Source organism: Buttiauxella gaviniae (assembly GCF_040786275.1).
Lineage (GTDB): Bacteria > Pseudomonadota > Gammaproteobacteria > Enterobacterales > Enterobacteriaceae > Buttiauxella > Buttiauxella gaviniae_A.
In genome coordinates this window covers 4,491,173-4,513,321 of the sequence record NZ_JBFMVT010000002.1, presented here as the reverse complement: position 1 = coordinate 4,513,321, position 22,149 = coordinate 4,491,173, and the positions used below count along the sequence as shown (strand labels likewise).

Below are 22,149 nucleotides of genomic sequence, written 5' to 3'. Positions count from 1 at the left end.
GTTCTGTCTAATATATTAATAATCTCAATTGATATGTTTAACGTATGAATATTGAATTGCGCCATCTGCGTTATTTTGTGGCGGTCGCCGAAGAGCTACATTTTGGCCGGGCCGCTGCCCGACTGCGTATTTCCCAGCCTCCGCTTAGCCAACAAATTCAAATGCTTGAGCAACAAATTGGCGCACGTTTACTGGCGCGCACCAACCGGAGCGTCAGCCTGACCGCGGCGGGCAGTCAGTTTCTGGTCGATGCACGGCAGATTTTAAGCCAGGTAGAAACGGCGGCAGGGCGCGCCGCCAGGTTGCATCAGGGGGAAACAGGCGAACTGCGCATTGGTTTCACTTCATCGGCACCGTTTATTAAAGCGGTATCGGATAGCCTGTCGACATTTCGGCGGAGCTACCCGGATGTGCATCTGCAAATGCGAGAGATCAACACCCGCGAACAAATCGCGCCGCTGAATGACGGTGAGCTGGAGCTCGGTTTAATGCGCAACACCCGGCTTCCGGATACGCTCGCCTGGAGTCTGGTTTTGCGAGAGCCGCTGCTGGCGATGGTACATCGTGATAATCCCCTGGCGCAATGCTCTGCGATTTCATTGCAGCAACTGGCGAATCAGCCGTTTGTCTTTTTCGACCCGCACGTTGGAACGGGCCTGTATGACGATATTCTCAGTCTGCTGACGCGCCACGGAATCTCGCCTTACATCACTCAGGAAGTGGGCGAGGCGATGACCATAATCGGCCTGGTATCGGCGGGATTAGGCGTTTCGATACTTCCTGCCTCGTTTAAACGCGTGCGGTTATCTGACGTAGTTTGGCTGCCAATTGAAGAACCCGAAGCGCAATCGGAAATGTGGCTGGTGTGGCCGAAGCACCGTGAGCTTTCGGCAGCCGCACGCAGAATCTCGGCATTGCTTACCGAGTCAATAACGACCTTAAAAGAGGATTAAACCGCTCTAATATGTGCGGTAAATCACAACCCTACGTAAATATTTGACTCCTCAGGTTGAAGTGTTTCACCATAGCCCAAAGTTTATTTCGAAGCGCGAAAATAAAGGGAGTCGCAAGTGGTTGCTGATAGCCAACCGGGCCATATTGATCAGATTAAACAGACCAATGCGGGCGTTGTTTATCGTCTGATTGATACCCATGGTCCGGTGTCGCGCATCGATCTTTCTCGCCTGGCGCAGCTCGCGCCTGCCAGCATCACGAAAATTGTTCGTGAAATGATCGAAGCCCATCTGGTGCAAGAAACGGAAATTCAAGATCCCGGTAGCCGTGGGCGGCCTGCGGTCGGGTTGATGCTGGAAACGGAAGCCTGGCACTATTTGTCGGTGCGTATCAGCCGCGGGGAGATCTCGCTGGGCCTGCACGATTTAAGTAGCAAAATGATTGTCGAAGACGCGGTTGAGCTGGCGGTGGAAAGTTCACAGCCGCTCGTCGAGCGCATCATCGCGCAGATCGATCAATTTTTTATCCGCCATCAGCAAAAACTTGAACGCCTTACCGCCATCGCCATAACCATGCCGGGCATTATCGACACCAAACGCGGCATCGTTCATCGCATGCCGTTTTATGAAGTCTGCGATATGCCGTTGGGCGAAATTCTGGAAAATTACACCGGCGTGCCGGTTTATATTCAGCATGACATCAGCGCCTGGACGATGGCCGAAGGGCTGTTTGGTGCGTCAAAAGGTGCGCGCGATGTCATTCAGGTGGTCATTGATAATAACGTCGGCGCAGGCGTGATCACCGATGGGCGCTTGCTTCATGCGGGCAGCAGCAGCCTGGTAGAAATTGGCCACACGCAAGTCGACCCGTACGGCAAACGCTGTTACTGCGGGAATCACGGCTGCCTGGAAACCATCGCCAGCATCGACAGTATTCTGGAACTCGCTCAGCTCAGGATGAGCCAGTCGATGGGCTCTATGCTGCATGAACAACCTTTGACAGTAGAATCGCTCTGCGACGCGGCGCTAAGCGGCGATCTATTGGCGAAAGATATCATTTTAGGCGTCGGCACCAATGTTGGTCGTATCCTTGCGATTATGGTTAATCTGTTCCATCCACAAAAAATTCTGATAGGTTCGCCCCTTAACCGAGCCGCAGATATTCTGCATCCCGCCATTACCAACTGTATTCGCCAGCAGGCATTACCGGCCTATAGCGAGCATATGATCGTTGAAGGCACCCAGTATAACCACCGTGGAACCATGGCGGGGGCGGCGCTGGTAAAAGACGCAATGTATAACGGTTCGTTATTGATTCGCCTGCTGCAAGGGTAATGTTATTGCTTGATGCACTAAAAATTGCGCTATCTCAAACTGGTCAAATCACTATTCTTTTAGACTTTCACTCCTGAACTATTCAATTTTTAATCACTTTGAGCATTACCTTGGGAGTCAGTCATGCTTACGCGTTTCTTTATAACGGGTACCGATACCGCGGTCGGGAAGACTGTGGTTTCTCGCGCCTTGTTGCAGGCTCTTGCAGCCAGTGGCAAAAGTGTGGTCGGCTATAAGCCGGTTGCCAAAGGCAGTAAAGAGACGCCAGAGGGCTTACGCAACAAAGATGCGTTAGTTCTGCAAAGTGTTTCCACGCTTTCCCTGCCTTACGAAGCCATCAATCCCATCGCACTGAGCGAGGAAGAGAGCAGCGTTAGCCACAATAGCCAGGTTAACTATTCGCTGCTGTCCGATGGGCTGCACCGTTTAACCGGGCAGGTGGATCACGTTGTTGTAGAAGGCACTGGCGGCTGGCGCAGCCTGATGAATGATTTACGTCCGCTATCGGAATGGGTGGTTCAGGAACAATTGCCGGTGCTGATGGTGGTGGGGATTCAGGAAGGGTGCATTAATCACGCTTTGCTGACCGCCCAGGCGATTGCCAATGACGGCTTACCGCTCATCGGCTGGGTAGCGAATCGGATCAACCCAGGGCTTGCACACTACGCTGAAATCATCGACGTATTAAGCAAAAAATTGCCTGCGCCGCTGGTGGGTGAACTGCCCTATTTGCCGCGCGCGGAACAGCGCGACCTGACAAATTACATCGATTTATCCCGTCTTAGCAGCGCGTTGATGATAGACCGTCTGCGGGCGTAACCAGTGCGAAAGCGCTGAGGCAATCACGCACGCCACCAACAAACCGGGGAGTAACGTAAACTCTCCGGTCATTTCACAGACCATCAGCGTAGACATAATCGGCGCATGCGTGGTGGCCGCAAGTAGCGTTGCCATTCCGGTTAATGCCAGCAAAATCGCAATGCTATCACCGCTCCACGTCCATATTCCGAACCATTGCCCAACCAACATTCCTAGCGCTGCGCCTACAAATAATGTCGGGGTGAATACGCCACCGGGTGCGCCGGAACCACTACTCGCCAGCACGGCTGCAAGTTTGTAAATCAGAATACCCGCCACGAAAAGCAGCGCCGGCGGTTGCGAGAGAAAAGACTGCACTACGCTGTAGCCGTTGCCCCAGACCAGCGGCGTGATAAGCGAAAGCAGGCCAACCAGTAAACCACCCAATGTAAGCTGCAAGGGGGGCGATAAATGCAAACGCTGGAACAGATTGCTGCTTTGCGCCATCAACCACAAAAAAAGCGGCCCGGCAAAACCGGCAAGCAGACCAAATGAAGCCATCAGCACATACTGCACGGGTTGCGGGGCACTTAATGCGCGAACGGTGTACAGCAGCGCCTGTTCATCATTGAGCAAATGCGTCATCAATAATGCGCAGACGGCGGCAATAACCACCGGCCCAAGCGAGGCGAGCATCAGCGTGCCAAACAAAATTTCTGCGATAAACAAACTGCCTGCAAGCGGGGCGTGATAGGCACTTGCCATTCCGGCTGCCGCACCGCATGCCACCCACAATTTCCATTCGTTTTTATGGGAACAGCGCTGGGCGAAAACCGAAGCAAAAACCGTCGCCAGCAGCACCATTGCGCCTTCGCGGCCAATTGCGCTGCCGCTTGCCACCACAATTAATGACGCGGCAGATTTGACCAGGCTTGCGGAAACATCCAGACGCCCGTCACCGGTTTCAATCGCTTCCATGTAATCGGTAGGCGCAGAAGGACGCTGGCGCGTGGCACGTTGCCAACCCCAGAGCAGTAAACCGGCCAGCAAACCGCCGAGTGCGGGAGTGAGCAATCTTCGCCATGGCGGTAAAGCCGCTGCGGCAGCAACCAGGCTTCCGCTATGATCGCCCAGGAAAATCCCTTCGAGAAGATACATCGACTGGCGAAATAGCCAGACCACCACCGCAGAGGCAATACCAATCCCAACGGCAAAAATAAGCCGTCGTAACATGCCTTGAATATCAGGGAAATGATGTAAACGATGCATGAGCAATAGCGTAGCGGGAAAGGAGCCACATTGTGCGATACCCTTTCGAGAACCACAAATGAATTACGAAGATCAGGGATTTTGGTGACGTTGTCACTTTATAAGGGATATTTAAACCCGCCAGATTGAACGGGTCTAAACGGGCTGAGACTGTTAGAAATACAGTGCTTTTGGCGCGACGGGCACCAACGACCCCGTTTGCCAGCCAGCAAGGGTGAGGCGAGTTAATTCGCCCAGCGCCTGATAGAAGGGGTGCCCTGCGTTGGCAATAAACAACTCAAGAAAACGACCGCTCCAGGGCAAAATATGCCAGGAGAGAAGTTCATCTACTTGTTGCTGTAAACCTTCTTCGGCAAGCCAGGCTGCCAGCATCAGCAGCATGCCGATATGGTCGTCGGGTTCGTTTGTCTCTTGTTCCGCAGCAATGTCGTTGTCACGCATCCACTGGCGAAGCTCAAGCATCGAATCGCCGAACAACACGTTTTCTTTATCGAGATACACTGAGCCCCACGGCGATGCCGGCAAAGCATAAGGCCCAATAAACAGGCGCTGCCACGCTTCGCTTAAAGACTCCTGCGAATAGGCAAATCCCTCAGCCATACGTTGTGCAATAACCGCCAGCTCCTCATGTTGAACGGGCCACTGTTCTGGCCATGAGGGATCTTCAAGTGTGGCGTAAAGTGTGGCGACATCCGGGCTTGTGGGCGCTTGATAAAACAGTGCGCCAAGCACTTTTCCGGTAAGGGCGATAGTCGCCAGTCTTTGCGTTGTGTCAGACATCTTTCTCTTCCTTGTTGCGCGAGTTTCCCCGCGCATTTTGTCTTAATTAACCTGCGACTGCCATGCCAACTGTCATATGCAGCCCGTAAAAAATGCCTCGGCCAATACATTCTCCGGCAACGATCAAGATAAAACCCATCAGCAAGCCGAAGGTTTTAGGTGACGTGTGGCGCAGTAGCGGGCAAATCCAGCAGCCCAAACCTGCCGCCAGCAACGCAATGCGCCAAACCTCCAACGACGCATAATCCGGCACCAGGGCGCTTGCCTGCTGAATGGAACTTTGAATCCGAGCCAAGTCGCTGCCCTGCAATACGATAACGGCAATGGCGACAAACATCGCCAGCACGCTCAGCGTTGCCAGTTTTGTACTGTGGTAGGAGTAACCGACCGCCCGGAGCAGCAATGTGCCGAGCAGCGGCCCACCCAGCACCACGGTGATAAAGAAGCTCAGCGTCGTGTAGCCGTTGTGCCAGGTTGGGACGGTATCAATTTGGTAGACGCGAGTCATTGCCCAGACGAACACCAGCCCAAGCACCATCGTCAACAGCAGCCAGACTTTGCCCAGCGCGGCAGGCATCTTCTGCACCATAGCAAGCAGCCACCAGAATCCGCCTACCGCAAAAAACACCGAGCCGCTGGCAATTTCATTGCTGAGCGCGGAATGGCCGACGCGATTAAGTGAGTTAAAGGCGCGTAATGGCGAGCCGAGATGCATCACCGAGGCCACAAACGCAATACCCATCAGCAGCCAGACGAAGAACATCGAACGAACAATTTTTTGCTGCAATTTGCCGTTATTACTGGTGAAATTCCATGCCAGCCCCATGATAATGACCGCTCCTACAACGCATTGGCCCAATACGGTAAACAGTACTAACGGCCATTCACTCCATCCGTTTCCCATCTCACACCTCCTGTGGATTGGCCAGATAGCCGGTTTTATCCCCACAAGGGCGGCTGTTGGCGTTCGGTTTAATCACAATATTGGGTTGGGTGAAATGCGCGGAAGGCAGCGGCGCAATAGCCGCCTGAACACCATATTTTTTACGCAATTCATCAATGGGGGCCATATCCAGCGCACGTAGCGGGCATGACTCGACACAGACAGGTTTTTTGCCTTCCGCAACACGGGAATAACAGCCGTCGCATTTCGTCATATGACCCTTTTCCGCATTGTACTGCGGCGCACCATACGGGCAGGCCATGTGGCAATAGCGGCAGCCGATACACACCTCTTCGTTGACCACCACGAAACCATCTTCGCGTTTGTGCATGGCTCCGCTTGGGCAGACTTTGGTGCAAGCCGGATCTGCGCAATGGTTGCAGGCGATCGACAGATAATAGGCAAACACGTTTTGGTGCCAGACGCCGTTATCCTGCTGCCAGTCGCCACCCGCATATTCATAGATGCGGCGGAAGCTGACATCTGGAGTTAAGTTTTTGTAGTCTTTACAGGCCAGCTCGCAAGTTTTGCACCCGGTGCAGCGGCTGGAATCAATATAAAATCCATATTGGGTTGTCATCAGCTACTCCTTACGCCTTCTTAATTTCAACCAGATTGGTGTGCTGCGGGTTACCTTTCGCCAGAGGAGAAGGGCGATGCGTAGTCAGCGTGTTGATGCACGACCCGTTGTCGATACGGTCGCCGTTCATATTGGCGTCGTGCCAGGCTCCCTGACCCATCGCTGTTACACCCGGCATAATCCTCGGCGTCACTTTCGCAGGAATCCGCAGTTCGCCGCGCCCGTTAAACACGCGCACCATATCGCCGCTGGCGATCCCGCGTTTTTGCGCATCAATCGGGTTAATCCACACTTCCTGGCGGCAGGCGGCTTTCAGAATGTCGATGTTGCCGTAGCTGGAGTGGGTGCGAGCTTTGAAGTGGAAGCCGAACAGTTGTAGCGGCCACGTTTCGCGTTCAGGGGCATCCCAGCCATCAAAAGTAGAGGCGTAAACGGGCAACGGGCTGATGGTTTCATCTTTTTCTAACTCCCAACTGGCCGCAATTTCTGCCAGTTGGCTTGAGTAAATTTCGATTTTACCGGATGGCGTTTTTAGCGGGTTCGCCTCAGGATCGTTTCTGAATGCCTGATACGCCACAAAGTGCCCGCTGGGATCTTTACGCTTATAAATCCCCATCGCGCGAAGATCTTCATACGACGGCAGCGCGGGATCTTTTTCCAGCATTTTGGCGTAGAGATATTTCAGCCACTCTTCCTGCGTGCGTCCCTCGGTAAATTTCTGGTAGATATCCGGCCCCAGGCGACGGGCGACTTCGCTGGTGATCCAGTAAATTCCTTTGCGTTCGAATTTCGGTTGTGTGGCAGGCTGGATGAAGATCAGGTAACCCATGTTGCCTGCGTAATCGTTAGGAATAATGTCTTCCTGCTCAACGGTCATCAAATCCGGCAGCAGAATGTCGGCATATTTTGCCGATGAGGTCATGAAGTTTTCGATGACCACAATCATTTCGCACAGGCTTTCATCCTGCAGAATATCGTGGGTTTTATTGATGTCGGAGTGCTGGTTGGTAAGGGTGTTCCCGGCGTAGTTCCAGATAAATTTAATGGGTACATCAAGCTTATCTTTGCCGCGCACGCCGTCGCGTTTGGCGGTCATTTCCGGGCCGCGCGCAATCGCGTCCGTCCAGCTAAAGCAGGAGATCTGCGTTTCTACCGGATTGGATAGCACCGGCATACGCTCGATAGTGATGGTGTAAGTAGATTCACGCGCTCCGCTGTTGCCGCCGTTAATGCCGACATTTCCGGTCAGAATTGGCAACATAGCGATGGCGCGGGAGGTTAACTCGCCGTTAGCCTGACGCTGTGGCCCCCAACCCTGGGCGATGTACGCCGGTTTGGCGCTGCCAATTTCACGCGCCAGTTTGATGATTTTATCAGCCGGAATGCCGGTAATGGCGGACGCCCACTGCGGTGATTTTTCTGTGCCGTCATCGCCCTGGCCGAGAATATACGCTTTGTAATGGCCGTTTGCGGGTGCGCCTGCCGGCAGTGTTTTCTCGTCATAACCCACGCAATATTTGTCGAGGAAAGGCTGGTCGATGAGATTTTCGTTAATCAGAACGTGGGCGATACCGGCCACCAGAGCGGCGTCCGTGCCAGGTCTAATCGGGAGCCATTCATCTTCGCGCCCGGCGGCAGTATCGGTGTAACGCGGATCGATAACGATCATTCGCGCGTTTGAGCGTTCGCGAGCCTGTTCCAGATAGTACGTGATCCCGCCGCCGCTCATGCGGGTTTCGGCGGGGTTATTGCCGAACAGCACAACCAGCTTACTGTTTTCAATATCGGAGGTGCTGTTACCGTCGTTGGTACCGTAGGTATAAGGCATGGCGCAGGCGATTTGCGCGGTGGAGTAGGTTCCGTAATGGCTAAGAAAACCGCCATAGCAGTTCATCAGGCGTGTAATTAACGAGGCATACGGCGAAGAGCGTGTGATATTGCCGCCGACAATCCCCGAGGTATAGTTAATGTAAACCGCTTCGTTACCGTATTTTTCCACCGTGCTCTTCAGGCTTTTGGTGAGGATGTCCAGCGCTTCATCCCAGGAAATACGTTCAAATTTCCCTTCGCCGCGTTTACCGACGCGTTTCATCGGGTAGTTCAGACGTTCAGGGTGATTAATACGGCGGCGAATAGAACGGCCACGCAGGCAGGCGCGCACCTGGTGGTTCCCGTAAATATCATCTCCGGTGTTGTCGGTTTCAACCCAGGTGACTTCATTATCACGCACATGCAAACGCAGGGCACAGCGACTGCCGCAGTTTACAGAACATGCGCCCCAAACCACTTTATCGTCAGTTGGTGAAACGGCAGCGCCTACCGCTGTGGCGGCTGCACGCAGGCCGAAGGGCAGCGAGATTCCGCTCACCGCGAGTGCCAGCCCGCTTATGGCGCTGGTTTTCATCAGGTTTCGACGGCTAATTCCATCAGGCATACATTGGTTCGACATAACTCACTCCATGACCAGTTATCTCAACGGTAGGACGTCATTGTTGATCTGTTATTTTTGTAATGACGTGAATGCGCAATATTGCTTATCAGGCGAATATTTTCGGCGGAAATCAATATTACTCATTTAGGAGTAGGGCTTGTTAACGTGAATCAATTTAGCGCTGACTTTTGAATGAAACTTGAAAGGGCATATTGAGAAGTGTGACGGGGCTGCTATGCCCCGTTTAAATAACTATTGAGGTTCCGTCTGTGGCCCATCTTGCGTGCTGCCGCCACTTACCGGATAGTTTCCGCTGCTGGTGCGGGTATAAAGAATTTTCTGCGTATCATTTGCACAATGCCCGACCACCTGCGCGTCAGGTTTATCGGCCTGATCGTTAGGCACAATTGTTAAACTAAATCCTGATTCCGGAACGCCGTTATTAATAATCTTTTGCTGAATGTCGGCCTTAACTTTATCGCATGACGTTTGTGCCGCCAGCACCGGCGTGGCCGCAATCAGCAGGCATACACCAAGCCAAATTGGACGTTTCATCATCTCTTCCTTATGTTGAGGGTGTGGTTTAAGAATAGTACCTTTAGTGTAAATTGTTGTATTTGCTTATATCATGTTCGTAACATTTAAAGTCGGGGAGAGGACTTACGTGAAGAAAATCATTATCCTCTGTGCGCTGGCAGCCTCAATTGCCGGCTGTGATGATCAAAATAAGACGCTTTCATACACGCCAGAAATGGCGAGTTTTTCCAACGAATTTGATTTTGATCCGCTACGTGGGCCGGTCAAAGACTTCAGCCAGACGTTAATCAATGAAAAGGGCGAAGTGGTCAAACGGGTTGTCGGTGCCGTTTCTGAGGAAGGGTGCTTTAATGAGCTCGAATTTCACGATCTGGAAAATAATACCGGCGCCACTCTGGTGCTGGATGCGAACTATTATCTGGATGCCATCAGCCGTGAGAGGCGCGTAAAGCTACAAGGCAAATGCCAACTGGCAGAATTACCCAGCGCTGCGGTAACTTATGAAACGGATGATAACGGTTTTGTCGTCGCAGCTAAGGGCGCGGCGACGTCAATTACCTTCAACTATGATGCAGACGGCTATCCGCTAGGTAAGACGACAAAATCGCATGATGCCACCTTAGCGATAACGGCCAAAACCGGCAGCGACAAAAAGAAAAAGCTCGATTACACCTCTGAAAGTACGCTAAACGGTAAAGCCATCGCCACGGCTAAACAAAGTTGCGACTATGACGGGCATTTCAATCCGCTGGAGTGCGTTCTGAGCATTACGGATAACAGCGTCGCACCGCCTAAAGTTGTGCATTTTACCATTAAGAACAGCATCGATTATTACTGAGAAATGAGTTATGAAAACGGTTGAGTCAGCGGACCGACTCAACCGTTTGGCAGAATTATGCGGCGCGAACTTTAGCAATCAACGCCTGTTTTTCTGCTTCACTCAGGAAGGCAATTTTCAAACCATTCTCTTGCGCAGTGCGAATATGTGCGGGGCTCAATCCCGCCTGCGGGGCAGCCACCGTATATTCATGAATAATATCGATGCCCTGTACGGCAGGATCATCAGTATTAATCGTCGCCAGCACGCCTTTATCGAGGAACGTAATAAGCGGGTGTTTCTCCAGAGAGGCGACGGTGCTGGTCTGGATATTTGATGTCAGGCAGGATTCGATACCGATGCCATGTTCAGCCAGAAAATCCATCAGCGCAGGGTCTTCAACTGCTTTCACGCCGTGGCCGATACGCTCCGCGCCCAGCTCACGAATCGCCTGCCAGATACTTTCCGGGCCTGCGGCTTCCCCGGCGTGAACGGTGATATGCCAGCCAGCATCACGCGCGCGATTAAAGTGATTCAGGAACAGGCTACCGGGGAAACCCAGTTCGTCGCCAGCCAGATCCAGCGCGGTAATGCTGTCGCGGTGCGCCAGCAGCGCTTCTAATTCTGCCTGGCACGCGGCTTCCCCGAAGGTACGGCTCATAATGCCGATTAACCGCGCTTCAACGCCAAAATCGCGGCAACCCTGGCGCACGCCTTCTATGACGGCTTCCACTACGCCCGCAATCGGCAGGTTATGAGTCATCGCCATGTAACCCGGAGAAAAACGCAGCTCCACATAATGCAGGCCATTCAGGGCGGCATCTTCAATGTTTTCACGGGCGACGCGGCGGCAGGCATCAAGGTCTGCAAGGACCTTCACGCCCCAGTCCAGCTTTTGCAGGAAACTCACCAGGTCAGGCGCGGTTTCAACCACCTGAACATGCGGGCGGAGTGCCTCAAGGGAGTCTGCCGGAAGGGACAAATTAAACTGGCGGCCTAGATCAAGAATGGTTTGCGCACGAATATTGCCGTCAAGATGGCGGTGCAAATCGGTTAACGGTAGGGTGGTATCAATCATGGTCGCACTCTTTTTTTGATGTAAGTGCGTAACAGTATAAAAACAAATGCCTACAAATAGCTACGTTGCGCAACTAAAAAGTAGCGGGTTATGCTCTCCGGGCGATTTTAAAGCTCATAATAACAGCAGGAAAGCAGATTAATATTACCTACTTTCCTGCTGGTTTACTCAATCATCTTGCAATGATTAGAACTGGTACATCAAACCTGCCGCAGCAATATTATCATTGCTGAGGTTAAGTTTATTATTATCCAGTTGGTTGATACGGTATTCGATAAACGTCGACATATTTTTATTGAAGTAATATGTGGTGCTTACATCGATAAATTTAACCAGATCTGCATTGCCAACGCCTTCAATATCTTTACCGGTTGACTGAACCCACGCAATGGATGGACGCAGGCCATTATCAAACTGATATTGTGCGACCGCTTCAAAGTTTTCTGTTTTATTCGCAAAGCCAGAAACTTTGGTATTTTTACCATTGGCGGAATAAGCACCAGAGATTGCCGTCATATTGTACGTTTCTGCCCACGTTGCGGCCAGATAAACGTTATTGGCATCATATTTAATGCCGGTATTCCAGGCTTGCGCTTTATCGCCTTTACCGAAGGCAGAATTTTCCTGAGCTTCGGTACGCTCAGACGATGCCCAGCCCGCCCCGACGCTTAAACCCGTGTCGGCAATATCGTAATTTAAAGAGGTGCCATATCCGTTACCATTTTGCTTAGTGACGGCGCGAGTCGCATCATCATTTTTACCCTGATACTGCACGGAGACTTTTAAGCCATCAACTAAGCCAAAGAAGTCCGTATCGCGCCAGGTTGCGACGCCATTGGCTCTGCCGGTCATAAAGTTATCGGCTGCGGTGTAGGATTTCGCGCCAAACTCTTGCAGCATATCGGTATACGCTTCAACGTTATACAACACGCCCCAGTTACGACCGTAGTCGAAAGAACCGAAGGTTGAATCTTTAATACCCGCGAAAGCCAGACGAGTTAATGAATTTGCCGCAGCACCTTCTGGCTGGTTTCCCAGAATCTGGTACTCCCACTGGCCGTAGCCTGTTAAGCGGTCATTAATCTGAGTCTGCCCTTTAAAACCAATTCGGGTATATGTTTTATCCCCATCATTTTTACTGTCATCGCTGAAATAATGTTCAGCTTTAACGCGGCCGTAAAAATCCACACGGTTTGCGTCTTTGTTGTAAATTTCAGCAGCATGAACACCTTGCGCCGCAAGGATTAAGGACGCGCAAATAGCAATATTATTATACTTCATTTATAAAACCTCAAATAAGTCGATCGTTATCCTGTAGGCGTAGCGGGTAAAATGCTATCGGGGATAATATTGAGGATCAGAATGATGGCGGGCAGTATATTCCTGGAATTATTAAAATCAATCTAAATAAATTCTGTTAATAAGTGGTGAATAAATATCACGCTATTGTTTTTATTGAAGTGTTGAAAAAAGAATGATTTTTTATGTTGACTATTGATATTGTCGCTATATTTTTGTTTATATAGCGATTTTTTGATATTTAGAGGTGGCTTTTTTTACAGGGGAAAATAGAGGTAGTGAGATTTTAACTCAAAAAATAAACAGAGGAGGGGCGTTGTTTAAGTGATTTCGAGGATTTATGCAATACCCATTAATGGCAGGGAAAATCACAGGGGTGTACTTATAAAGAAGAGCAAGAATAAAGCATTTTATTGATTTCGTTCAAGATTCAATAAAACATCTTTATGCTTGCTCAGGATTGAGTGGCTCATTCGCAGCTTACTGCAGCGATTTTATCGCCGCTATCAGGCGCTTTACGCCTTCTTCAAGTTTAACGCGCGGGCAACCAGCATTCAGTCGTACAAAGCCTTTTCCTTCTTCGCCATAGGTATATCCCGGCATGATGGCGACTTTTTGCTGCTCAATCAGCGCTTTTTGCAGCGCATTATCATTGATGCCCAGCGGGCGCAAATCGATCCACGCCAGATAGGTTGACTCCGGTGGTTGCCAGTTGAGTTGCGCAAATTCACTGTTGAGGGCATCAGCGACATAGCGAAGATTAGTTTGCAGATAGGTGCGCAGCGCATCTAGCCAAACATCGCCTTCCTGATAAGCAGCAATATGCGCGACGACGGCAAGAATGGCAGGGGAGGAGAGCCCATCCTGGCCTTTGAGCACATTCAGATATTGCTGGCGTTCATCGGCATCGTTAATCAGGCCGTAAGCCCCTGTTAACGCGGGAATATTAAAGCTCTTCGACCCGGAAGTGAGCAGCGCCCAATGGCCTTTTCCGACTTCGCACCATGGCGTGTGCTGATGGCCGTCCCACACCATATCCATATGAATTTCATCGCTAATCACGCTCACACCGTGTCGCTCGCACAGCGTTGCCATGGTTTCCAGCTCTTCGCGTGTCCACACTTTTCCGGTCGGGTTTTGCGGGCTACATAGCAGCATGATTTTGCATTCTGGTTTCGCGAGCAGCGCTTCCAGGGCCGTCATGTCGCACAGCCAGCCGCTTTCCGTTTTGCGCAACGGAGCGCTCAGAACGTGACGTTGGTTTCCTTCAATAGCTTTGTAAAACGCATCATAAGCCGGAGTATGAATCAGCACCGCTTCGCCGGGCTGTGACCACTGGCGAATGAGCTGCGATACCATATAAATTACCGACGGGCCGTACACGACAGACTCTTTATCAATGACGCTGTTAAACCGCGTGCGATACCAGTGAGCGATTGCCCCCAGGAACTCGTCGTTCTTCCAGCGGCTATAGCCTAATACGCCATGAGATAAACGTTGTTGCAGCGCATTCAGGATGACGGGTGCGGTAGCAAAATCCATGTCGGAAATAGTAAAGGGCAGGAGATCGGCTGCGCCGAAACGATCTGCGACATAGTCCCACTGGGTACACCAGGTTCCGTGTCGGTCAACGACCGTGGAAAAATCAAACATATCACCTCACAACAAAGCGGGCGCGAGTGCGCCCGTCGTAGTTTATGCCTGAGCCGTATGCATCAGGTACGCCATTTCATCTTTCACCGACTGGACCTGAGGCCCAATCACCACTTGCAAATTGTGCTGGTTGAGCTGCACCACGCCGATGGCGCGAAGGTTTTTCAACGCGGCACTGTCCACCAGGGACATATCTTTGACCGACATGCGCAGGCGGGTAATGCAGTTATCCAGAGAGACGATATTGTCTGCACCACCGAGAGCGGCAAGCATTGCCGGCACGTTGTAGCCAGATTTGCCCACCTGACCGGCAATCGCTTTCTCCGCGCTGGTTGTCGTATCGAGATCGCGACCCGGCGTTTTGATATTAAAGCGGGTGATCGCAAAGCGGAAGATTGCGTAGTAAGCCGCAAACCAAATCGCAGCCACTACCGGCACCAGATACCATTTGGTTGCCAGACCGTGCAGGATACCAAACACCACGAAGTCGATGATGCTGCCGTCAGTATTTCCGATAGTTATACCCAAAACCGCCATGATGGTAAAACCAAGGCCAGTCAGCAGGGCGTGGATAACGTAAAGCACCGGAGCCACGAACAGGAACAAGAATTCCAGCGGCTCTGTAGTGCCGCCAACCACGCAGGCAATCACACCAGAAATCAGCAGGCCTTTAATTTTATGGCGGTTTTCAGGACGGGCGCAGTGGTACATCGCCAGCGCCGCACCAGGCAGACCGCCCAGGAAGGCAGGCATTTTACCCTGAGAGAGGAAACGGGTCGCGCTTTCAGAGAAGCCGTGCACCGTTGGGCAGCTAAGTTGTGCCTGGAAGATAGTCAGCGCGCCGCTGACGCTATGCCCGCAAACGTCCATTGTGCCGCCTGCATCGGTAAAGCGAATCAGCGCAACGAGAATGTGGTGCAAACCGAACGGTAAGAGCAGACGTTCACCGGTACCGAAGATCATCGGGCCGAACATCCCCGCGCCGTTGATCATATTGCCCAGAGCGTTGATCCCGGCCGCAAATACCGGCCAAATCAGGGGGATCACCAGGCCAACTAACCCCATGACGACGGTGGTGATAATCGGTACAAAGCGAGTGCCGCCGAAGAATGCCAGCGCGTCTGGCAGGCGCACATTGTGGAAGCGTTCGTGAAGCAGGAACACAATCACACCAACAATAACTGCACCCAAAATCCCGGTATCAATGGACTGAATGCCAAGAATGTTTTGGATATTGTTCGCCTTGAGGATCGCGGCGTCGGTGGTTGGCAGAATGCCTTTAGCGGTTAACCAGAAATTTACCGCTAGGTTCATCACCGCGTAGCCGACGAAACCGGCAAACGCTGCAACACCTTTGTTTTCACGTGCAAGCCCCAGCGGGATGGCGATACAGAACATGATAGGCAGGAAGCTAAACGCAAACGAGCCCACTTTCCCCATCCAGGTAAACACGAGCTGTAAAATGGGGTTGCCCAATGCCGGAAGCAGAGTCACAACATCGTGACTGCTCAGCGAACTGCCGATACCAAGCATGATGCCGCAGAACGACAGTAATGCCACTGGCAACATAAAGGTTTTGCCAAGGTTCTGAAAAAACTCCCAAAGCGTAATTTTTTGTGGTGTATTAGCCGCCATAACGACTCCTTGACCCTGGTTGATTAATGAGTAGTGGTACAAAACGGAGCGGATGATAAAACGTTTTATCAACCTTTATTGCGCTGTAGCTCACAGATCGCAAGCACGGTAAAGTGCCTAATATTCCGACCTGGATTAAACGTTTTACCTTGGCATTTTGTTTTATGGAGGATTCGTCTCGCTGATGACGACTCAGGAAAAGAAAATAACAATTAACGAAGTCGCTGAAGCGGCTGGGGTTTCCGTTACCACGGTCTCTCTGGTACTCAGCGGTAAAGGCCGTATTTCGCCTGCCACTGGGGTGCGCGTCAATGAAGCTATCGAAAAGTTAGGTTTCGTGCGCAACCGTCAGGCAGTCTCGTTGCGTGGCGGACAGAGTGGCGTTATTGGGTTGATCGTGCGCGATCTCTGTAACCCCTTTTACGCAGAGCTGACAGCGGGTTTAACTGATGAACTCGAAAAGCAAGGCAAACTGCTTTTCCTGACGCAAAGCGGCGCGCAAGGGCAGCATATGCAGCGCTGCTTCGATTCGCTGGTGGCTCAGGGGGTCGATGGGATTATCGTTGCGGGGGCAGCAGGACAGGGCGCGGATATGCGTGTTATTGCCGGGCAAAAAAATCTGCCGCTGGTTTTTGCCTCCCGCGCCAGTTACCTCGATGAAGCCGATATTATCCGCCCGGATAATATGCAGGCGGCACAATTAGTGACCGAGCATTTGATTAAACGGGGTCATCAGCGCATTGCCTGGCTTGGCGGCGACGGCGCCTCGTTAACTCGCGCCGAACGCGTTGGGGGTTACTGCGCCACGCTGCTTAAATATGGTTTGCCGTTCCACAGCGAGTGGATTATTGAATGTGAACCCAGCCAGAAAAAGGCAGCGGATGCGATCACCACGCTGTTACAACACAACCCGACGATTACCGCCGTCCTTTGCCACAACAGTACGGTGGCGATGGGCGCATGGTTTGGTTTACTGCGTGCGGGCAGGCAAAGCGGGGAAGGCAGTATCGACAGTTATTACGACAGGCATGTGGCGCTGGCCGCTTTTGCCGAAGTGATGGACGAAGAGCTGGATGATTTGCCTCTTACCTGGGTTTCAACTCCCGCAAGAGAAATAGGGCGAAGTGCAGGGCTGCGAATTTTACAGCGCATGCAGCCAGGCGGGGATAACTGTACACGCAGCCAGATTATGCCGGCGCGTTTAGTGGTGCGCAAAAACTAAAAAGCCTCGGAGGTCCGAGGCTATATGTTAGAAAATCAATTACTGTTGCGGAACGGCGGGGGCCGCTGGCGCTTCCAGTTCAGGCGCTGGCGCGACGTCTGGCTCACCGGTACCCGGCATACCAAACATACCCACCAGATCGCTCAGCGGCATTTTTTGGCCGTTTAGCGTAACCTGACCATTCGCATATTGCAGGCTGGAAACCACATTGTTGTCTTCCATAGTGGTGACGCGGAACATTTGCCCCATCGCGGCAAGGCCTTTAATTTGCTGGTCGGCGAGTTTAGCCGCTTCTGCTGGCTGGTAACCTTCGAGTTGTGCAACCTGCGTCATTAACTCGGTCGCCATATCCACTGGAATAACCAGTTTGCTATCGAGTGATTTCACAACACGGTTAACTTGTTCTTCGAGCGTTGTAGCTTCACCCGTCGCCTGAGCCGGGTCTTTCAGGAACAGAGACAAGTTAAAGGTGCTTTCGCCTTTTGCATTTTTCCAGCTTAACGGCGCAACGGTAATAACCGGATCGCCTTTGAGCAGCAGCGGCAGATTCGCGGCAAACAGTTCAACAATCTTTTGCTGATAAACTTCTGGATTCTGGGTGACCGCAGGGTCTGCCAGCAGTTTCTGCGACTCGGCATTGTATCGCTGAGTGACATCATGCACGGCTGCGCCATCCAGGTTGCCAATCTTCAGGGTCAATTTACCGCTGCCAATATCTTTGTTCTGTACCTTCAGCGAGTCCAGGCTGTAATCAATTTGCCCGGAAAGATGCTTTTTATCGTCCTGTACGGCGGATTTGGCATTGATGTTCAGGCCTTCCAGCACGGCCATTTCTTTGCCTTCGACGGAAATGGCTAATTTCTCGATAGAGGCTTTTTGTTGGCCGACGCGTTCAATGAACTCGCTCCGTGCGCTGTCGCCTTCGGTTTTAATCCCGTTGAAGGTCATCTGCACGTGCTGGCCGTATTCGTTTACGGTATTCACTAAGCCGCTTTCGGCTTCACCGCTGACGGCAATTTTATCGCCCTGACCGTCGACGTCAGCTTTGAATTGACCGCCGCTGAAGGCCACTTTTTCCTCGCCGTTAACGTAATTCAACGGCAAGAGATTAATATCGGAAGAGGTATCGCCGCTGTAACCAATACGCGTTTGGGCATCAATAAATGACTGGCCTTTAGCAATATCAAACAAAGGCTTGGTTGTTGGGTTGTTCACAAGCGTGGTATGAACCGATGCCATGGAAGGCAGCAGGTTGAATTTTTTCAGTTGTGCGAAAGGGAACGGGCCGTGATCGATGGTTTCATTGAATACAATGCTTTGATCGGGTTTGAGAATGGCGCTTGTCATGCCCTGGGTTGGTTTAATAACCAACTGCATGGAGCTATGGAACAGACCGCGCTGATAATCCTGGTAGCTGAGCGTTAAGCCTGCTTCCGGTGAGGCTTTTTTCAATTCCGCGTTAGCATTGCCAATCATCTCCGCCATGCGGCCTTCCAGCTGTTTACCGGTGTACCAGGCGGTGCCAGTCCACACCACACCCAGAGCCACGATGACACCTACAGCAACCAGTGATTTTTTCATTCTGTCGTAGTCCATATTAAGTGCGTCTGCTGGGAATCCTCCGACAGACGATTGAAATACCTTTTTACCCGTAATGGGCGAGGCATTTAAGAAAACTATCTCTTAAAGCTTAGCAATCCTTGCTTAAAAGATCAGTAAGTTAGTTTTAAATCAGATTTTCGTGTAAACCCGCGCCACGCGACCCACGCCGCTGATAGCCACCGGTGATTCTTCCGCTGAGATAAACGCAGATTCACCCGGTTTAAGTACCAGTTGCTGCTGATCTTTACTCAGAACGGCTTCGCCTTCGACGCAGAAGACAATCGCAGCGCTTGTCTGCACGAGGTCAACCGGCTGATTGCTGAGGTCATGCAGAGAGAATGCGAAATCATCCACCGGAATAGGGAAGTCCAGCTCGCTGGCGCTTTTTTCTGGTTGAGTCAGCAATTCGTTGGCAGGTTTTGGCTCAAACTTAACGTTTGCGACCAGCTCAGGAATATCAATGTATTTTGGCGTCAGGCCCGCACGCAGTACGTTATCGGAGTTCGCCATCACTTCCAGCGCCACGCCCTTCAGGTAAGCGTGCGGAGTTTCAGCGAACAAGAACATCGCTTCACCCGGCTGGAGTTTCACCACGTTGAGCAGCAACGGCGAAAACAGGCCGCTGTCGTCCGGGTAAAACTCAGAAATCACGCGAATGGTTTCCCATGGCTCGCCTTGCTGATTATTTAGCGCGGCTTTCAACACGCCAAGGGCGAGTGATTTTTCCTCACCTTTCATATTCAGCAGGCTTGCGAACAACTGAGACAGACGTTCCGCATTCGGCTCCTGCAGGAAATGAGCAATAGCCGGATGGGCGCCCGAGACAGGTTGAAGCAGTGAAACGATGTTTGAAAACTCACGGAAGGCGTTCATCGCGAGGAACGGCGTTAAGGCGAATACCAGCTCTGGTTTGTGGTTAGGATCTTTGTAGTTTCGCTCGGCTGCATCGAGGGGAATACCGGCGGTGTTCTCTTTGGCAAATCCTAATTCAGAGGCTTTTTTGTTGGGATGCACCTGAATGGAAAGGGGTTGATCGGCGCACAGCACTTTGAAGAGGAACGGTAACTCACCAAAACGCTCTGCAACGGCCTTGCCTAGCAGCGCAGGTTTGTTTGCATCAATCACGTCACGCAGGGAACGCGGCTGGTTGTTATCGAGAATTTTTGAGCTGCTTTTAGGATGAGCACCCATCCATAATTCCGCCATCGGCAGGTTTTCTGGATTTTGCACGCCATAAAGTTCTGTTAACGCAGTTTTACTTCCCCAGGCATAGTTTTGCACTGAGTTAATGAGTTTTTGCATTATTGAGCCCTGTTGTAATCTAGCTAAAGTTCCGACTATTAAACCAATTATCTGAGATGAAGTAACCAGGGGCGTAAAAAGTCGTATTAGTCTCAGTTTTTGTTAAAAAATTGTGTAGGATTATGTACCCGTCATCTTTCAAGCGGCAGAAAGTGTTGGCTGCGCTTGAAATCTAAAGGGCATAGCGTGCTCAAAAGCTAATAATTGATGTCGTAAGTGAGAGAACAATGTCGAATAAAGCCTTTCATTATCAAGAGCCTTTCCCGTTAAAAAAAGACGAAACAGAATACTACCTGCTCAGCAGCGATTATGTTTCAGTATCAGAGTTCGAAGGGCAGGAAGTCCTGAAAGTTGATCCTAAAGCCCTCACGTTACTTACCCAACACGCCTTCCACGATGCCTCGTTTATGCTACGCCCGGCCCACCAACAGCAAGTGGCTGATATCCTGAATGACCCGGAAGCCAGCGAAAACGATAAATACGTTGCACTCCAGTTCCTGCGTAACTCTGAAATTGCTGCGAAAGGCATTTTGCCAACCTGCCAGGATACCGGCACCGCCATTATCATGGGCAAAAAAGGCCAGCGCGTCTGGACCGGCGGCGGCGATGAAGAAGCCCTGTCTCGCGGCGTCTATAACACCTTTATTGAAGATAACCTGCGCTACTCGCAAAACGCGGCGCTGGATATGTACAAAGAGGTGAATACCGGCACGAATCTGCCCGCACAGATCGACCTCTACAGCGTCGATGGTGCCGAATACAAATTCCTCTGCATCGCCAAAGGCGGCGGTTCAGCGAACAAAACTTATCTGTATCAGGAAACAAAGGCGCTGCTCAGCCCGGGCCGCCTTAAAGATTATCTGGTCGACAAAATGCGCAGCCTCGGTACCGCCGCCTGCCCGCCATACCACGTCGCGTTTGTCATTGGCGGAACGTCAGCCGAAGCGACGCTGAAAACCGTGAAACTCGCCTCCACCAAATATTACGACGGGTTGCCAACCGAAGGTAACGAACACGGCCAGGCATTCCGTGATGTTCAACTGGAAGAAGAACTGCTGAAAGAGGCGCAAAACCTGGGGCTCGGGGCGCAGTTCGGCGGCAAATATTTTGCCCATGATATTCGCGTTGTACGTTTGCCGCGCCACGGCGCCTCTTGCCCGGTTGGCATGGGCGTCTCTTGCTCCGCCGATCGCAACATTAAAGCGAAGATTAACCGTGACGGTATCTGGATTGAAAAACTCGAACATAATCCGGGCAAGTATATTCCCCAGGAGTTGCGTCAGGCGGGGGAAGGCGAGGCGATTAAAGTCGATCTCAACCGACCGATGAGTGAAATCTTAAAACAGTTGTCGCAATACCCTGTTTCCACGCGTCTTTCTCTAAGCGGGACGATTATTGTGGCACGTGATATCGCCCACGCTAAACTCAAAGAGCGTATCGATAATGGCGAAGGCCTGCCGCAATACATCAAAGATCACCCGATATATTACGCAGGGCCTGCTAAAACGCCGGACGGCTATGCATCAGGCTCGCTTGGGCCGACCACCGCCGGACGTATGGATTCATATGTCGATCTCCTGCAAGCCAATGGCGGCAGTATGGTGATGCTGGCAAAAGGCAACCGTAGCCAACAGGTGACCGACGCCTGCCATAAACACGGTGGTTTCTACCTGGGCAGTATCGGCGGCCCGGCTGCGGTTCTTGCGCAGCAAAGTATTAAGAGCTTGACGTGTGTCGAGTACGCAGAGCTGGGAATGGAAGCCATCTGGAAAATTGAAGTGGAAGATTTCCCAGCCTTTATTCTGGTCGATGACAAGGGCAACGACTTCTTCCAGAAAATACACGCCTCCCAATGTACGCGATGCGTGAAATAGAACCTCAAGCCGCCCACCAGGGCGGTTTTTTTTTGCTCAAA

18 protein-coding genes are annotated in these 22,149 nt (G+C 51.6%); 6 read left to right on the top strand and 12 right to left on the bottom strand.

Features of this window, described 5'->3' with window-relative positions:
- Positions 1-44 precede the first annotated feature (44 nt).
- The 3 genes from AB1E22_RS21215 to bioD all read left to right on the top strand — a co-directional run bounded on the left by AB1E22_RS21215 (position 45) and on the right by bioD (position 3,107).
- Entirely contained in the window at positions 45-953 is a 909-nt protein-coding gene (locus AB1E22_RS21215; protein WP_367597196.1) for a LysR substrate-binding domain-containing protein, read from the top strand.
- Positions 954-1,070: 117 nt separating this feature from the next.
- Positions 1,071-2,288: a sugar metabolism global transcriptional regulator Mlc gene (gene mlc / locus AB1E22_RS21210; protein ID WP_367597195.1), complete on the top strand. Its 1,218-nt coding sequence runs from the start codon at positions 1,071-1,073 to the stop codon at positions 2,286-2,288.
- A 123-nt stretch (positions 2,289-2,411) separates the two neighbouring features.
- Positions 2,412-3,107, top strand: a complete 696-nt coding sequence (gene bioD / locus AB1E22_RS21205) for a dethiobiotin synthase (RefSeq protein ID WP_367597194.1) — start codon at positions 2,412-2,414, stop codon at positions 3,105-3,107.
- Here the strand turns inward: bioD and clcB are convergent.
- From clcB to AB1E22_RS21175, 6 genes are all read right to left on the bottom strand, one after another.
- Complete coding sequence (gene clcB / locus AB1E22_RS21200; RefSeq protein WP_367597193.1) at positions 3,060-4,355, bottom strand: voltage-gated ClC-type chloride channel ClcB; 1,296 nt, start codon at positions 4,353-4,355, stop codon at positions 3,060-3,062. The genes bioD and clcB overlap by 48 nt on opposite strands.
- Positions 4,356-4,508: 153 nt before the next feature.
- The gene (gene dmsD / locus AB1E22_RS21195) at positions 4,509-5,135 is read right to left on the bottom strand and encodes a Tat proofreading chaperone DmsD (protein WP_367597192.1); all 627 of its coding nucleotides are present in this window, start codon (positions 5,133-5,135) and stop codon (positions 4,509-4,511) included.
- Positions 5,136-5,181: 46 nt separating this feature from the next.
- Positions 5,182-6,039 (bottom strand): dimethyl sulfoxide reductase anchor subunit family protein, encoded by an 858-nt coding sequence (locus AB1E22_RS21190; RefSeq protein WP_367597191.1) that lies wholly within the window; start codon positions 6,037-6,039, stop codon positions 5,182-5,184.
- Position 6,040: 1 nt separating this feature from the next.
- Positions 6,041-6,658 carry a DMSO/selenate family reductase complex B subunit gene (locus AB1E22_RS21185; protein ID WP_367597190.1) on the bottom strand — a complete coding sequence of 206 codons (618 nt, stop codon included), beginning with the start codon at positions 6,656-6,658 and terminating at the stop codon, positions 6,041-6,043.
- 10 nt (positions 6,659-6,668) lie between these two features.
- Positions 6,669-9,107, bottom strand: a complete 2,439-nt coding sequence (gene ynfE, locus AB1E22_RS21180; RefSeq protein WP_367597189.1) for a selenate/tellurate reductase subunit YnfE — start codon at positions 9,105-9,107, stop codon at positions 6,669-6,671.
- Between the two features lie 234 nt (positions 9,108-9,341).
- Complete coding sequence (locus tag AB1E22_RS21175; RefSeq protein WP_367597188.1) at positions 9,342-9,644, bottom strand: DUF1161 domain-containing protein; 303 nt, start codon at positions 9,642-9,644, stop codon at positions 9,342-9,344.
- 109 nt (positions 9,645-9,753) lie between these two features.
- On the opposite strand from AB1E22_RS21175, the gene AB1E22_RS21170 reads away from it, so the two are divergent.
- Complete coding sequence (locus tag AB1E22_RS21170) at positions 9,754-10,464, top strand: YnfC family lipoprotein (protein WP_367597187.1); 711 nt, start codon at positions 9,754-9,756, stop codon at positions 10,462-10,464.
- 55 nt (positions 10,465-10,519) lie between these two features.
- Here AB1E22_RS21170 and add read toward each other — a convergent pair whose 3' ends face one another.
- From add to malX, 4 genes are all read right to left on the bottom strand, one after another.
- Positions 10,520-11,521 carry an adenosine deaminase gene (add, locus tag AB1E22_RS21165; RefSeq protein WP_367597186.1) on the bottom strand — a complete coding sequence of 334 codons (1,002 nt, stop codon included), beginning with the start codon at positions 11,519-11,521 and terminating at the stop codon, positions 10,520-10,522.
- A gap of 186 nt (positions 11,522-11,707) precedes the next feature.
- The gene (locus AB1E22_RS21160; RefSeq protein ID WP_367597185.1) at positions 11,708-12,802 is read right to left on the bottom strand and encodes a porin; all 1,095 of its coding nucleotides are present in this window, start codon (positions 12,800-12,802) and stop codon (positions 11,708-11,710) included.
- Positions 12,803-13,300: 498 nt separating this feature from the next.
- On the bottom strand, positions 13,301-14,473 hold the full coding sequence (locus AB1E22_RS21155; RefSeq protein ID WP_367597184.1) for a MalY/PatB family protein: 1,173 nt from the start codon (positions 14,471-14,473) through the stop codon (positions 13,301-13,303).
- Between the two features lie 42 nt (positions 14,474-14,515).
- Positions 14,516-16,108, bottom strand: coding sequence for a maltose/glucose-specific PTS transporter subunit IIBC (malX, locus tag AB1E22_RS21150; protein ID WP_367597183.1), 1,593 nt, complete (start codon positions 16,106-16,108; stop codon positions 14,516-14,518).
- A gap of 184 nt (positions 16,109-16,292) precedes the next feature.
- Here malX and AB1E22_RS21145 point away from each other — a divergent pair, with 184 nt between their 5' ends.
- Entirely contained in the window at positions 16,293-17,330 is a 1,038-nt protein-coding gene (locus tag AB1E22_RS21145) for a Mal regulon transcriptional regulator MalI (RefSeq protein ID WP_367597182.1), read from the top strand.
- Between the two features lie 39 nt (positions 17,331-17,369).
- On the opposite strand, the gene AB1E22_RS21140 is transcribed toward AB1E22_RS21145, so the two are convergent.
- Together AB1E22_RS21140 and manA are read right to left on the bottom strand one after the other, a co-directional pair.
- Entirely contained in the window at positions 17,370-18,911 is a 1,542-nt protein-coding gene (locus AB1E22_RS21140; RefSeq protein ID WP_367597181.1) for a YdgA family protein, read from the bottom strand.
- A gap of 150 nt (positions 18,912-19,061) precedes the next feature.
- Positions 19,062-20,234 carry a mannose-6-phosphate isomerase gene (gene manA / locus AB1E22_RS21135; protein WP_367597180.1) on the bottom strand — a complete coding sequence of 391 codons (1,173 nt, stop codon included), beginning with the start codon at positions 20,232-20,234 and terminating at the stop codon, positions 19,062-19,064.
- Between the two features lie 227 nt (positions 20,235-20,461).
- On the opposite strand from manA, the gene fumA reads away from it, so the two are divergent.
- Positions 20,462-22,108, top strand: coding sequence for a class I fumarate hydratase FumA (fumA, locus tag AB1E22_RS21130; RefSeq protein ID WP_367597179.1), 1,647 nt, complete (start codon positions 20,462-20,464; stop codon positions 22,106-22,108).
- The last annotated feature ends 41 nt before the right edge of the window (positions 22,109-22,149 follow it).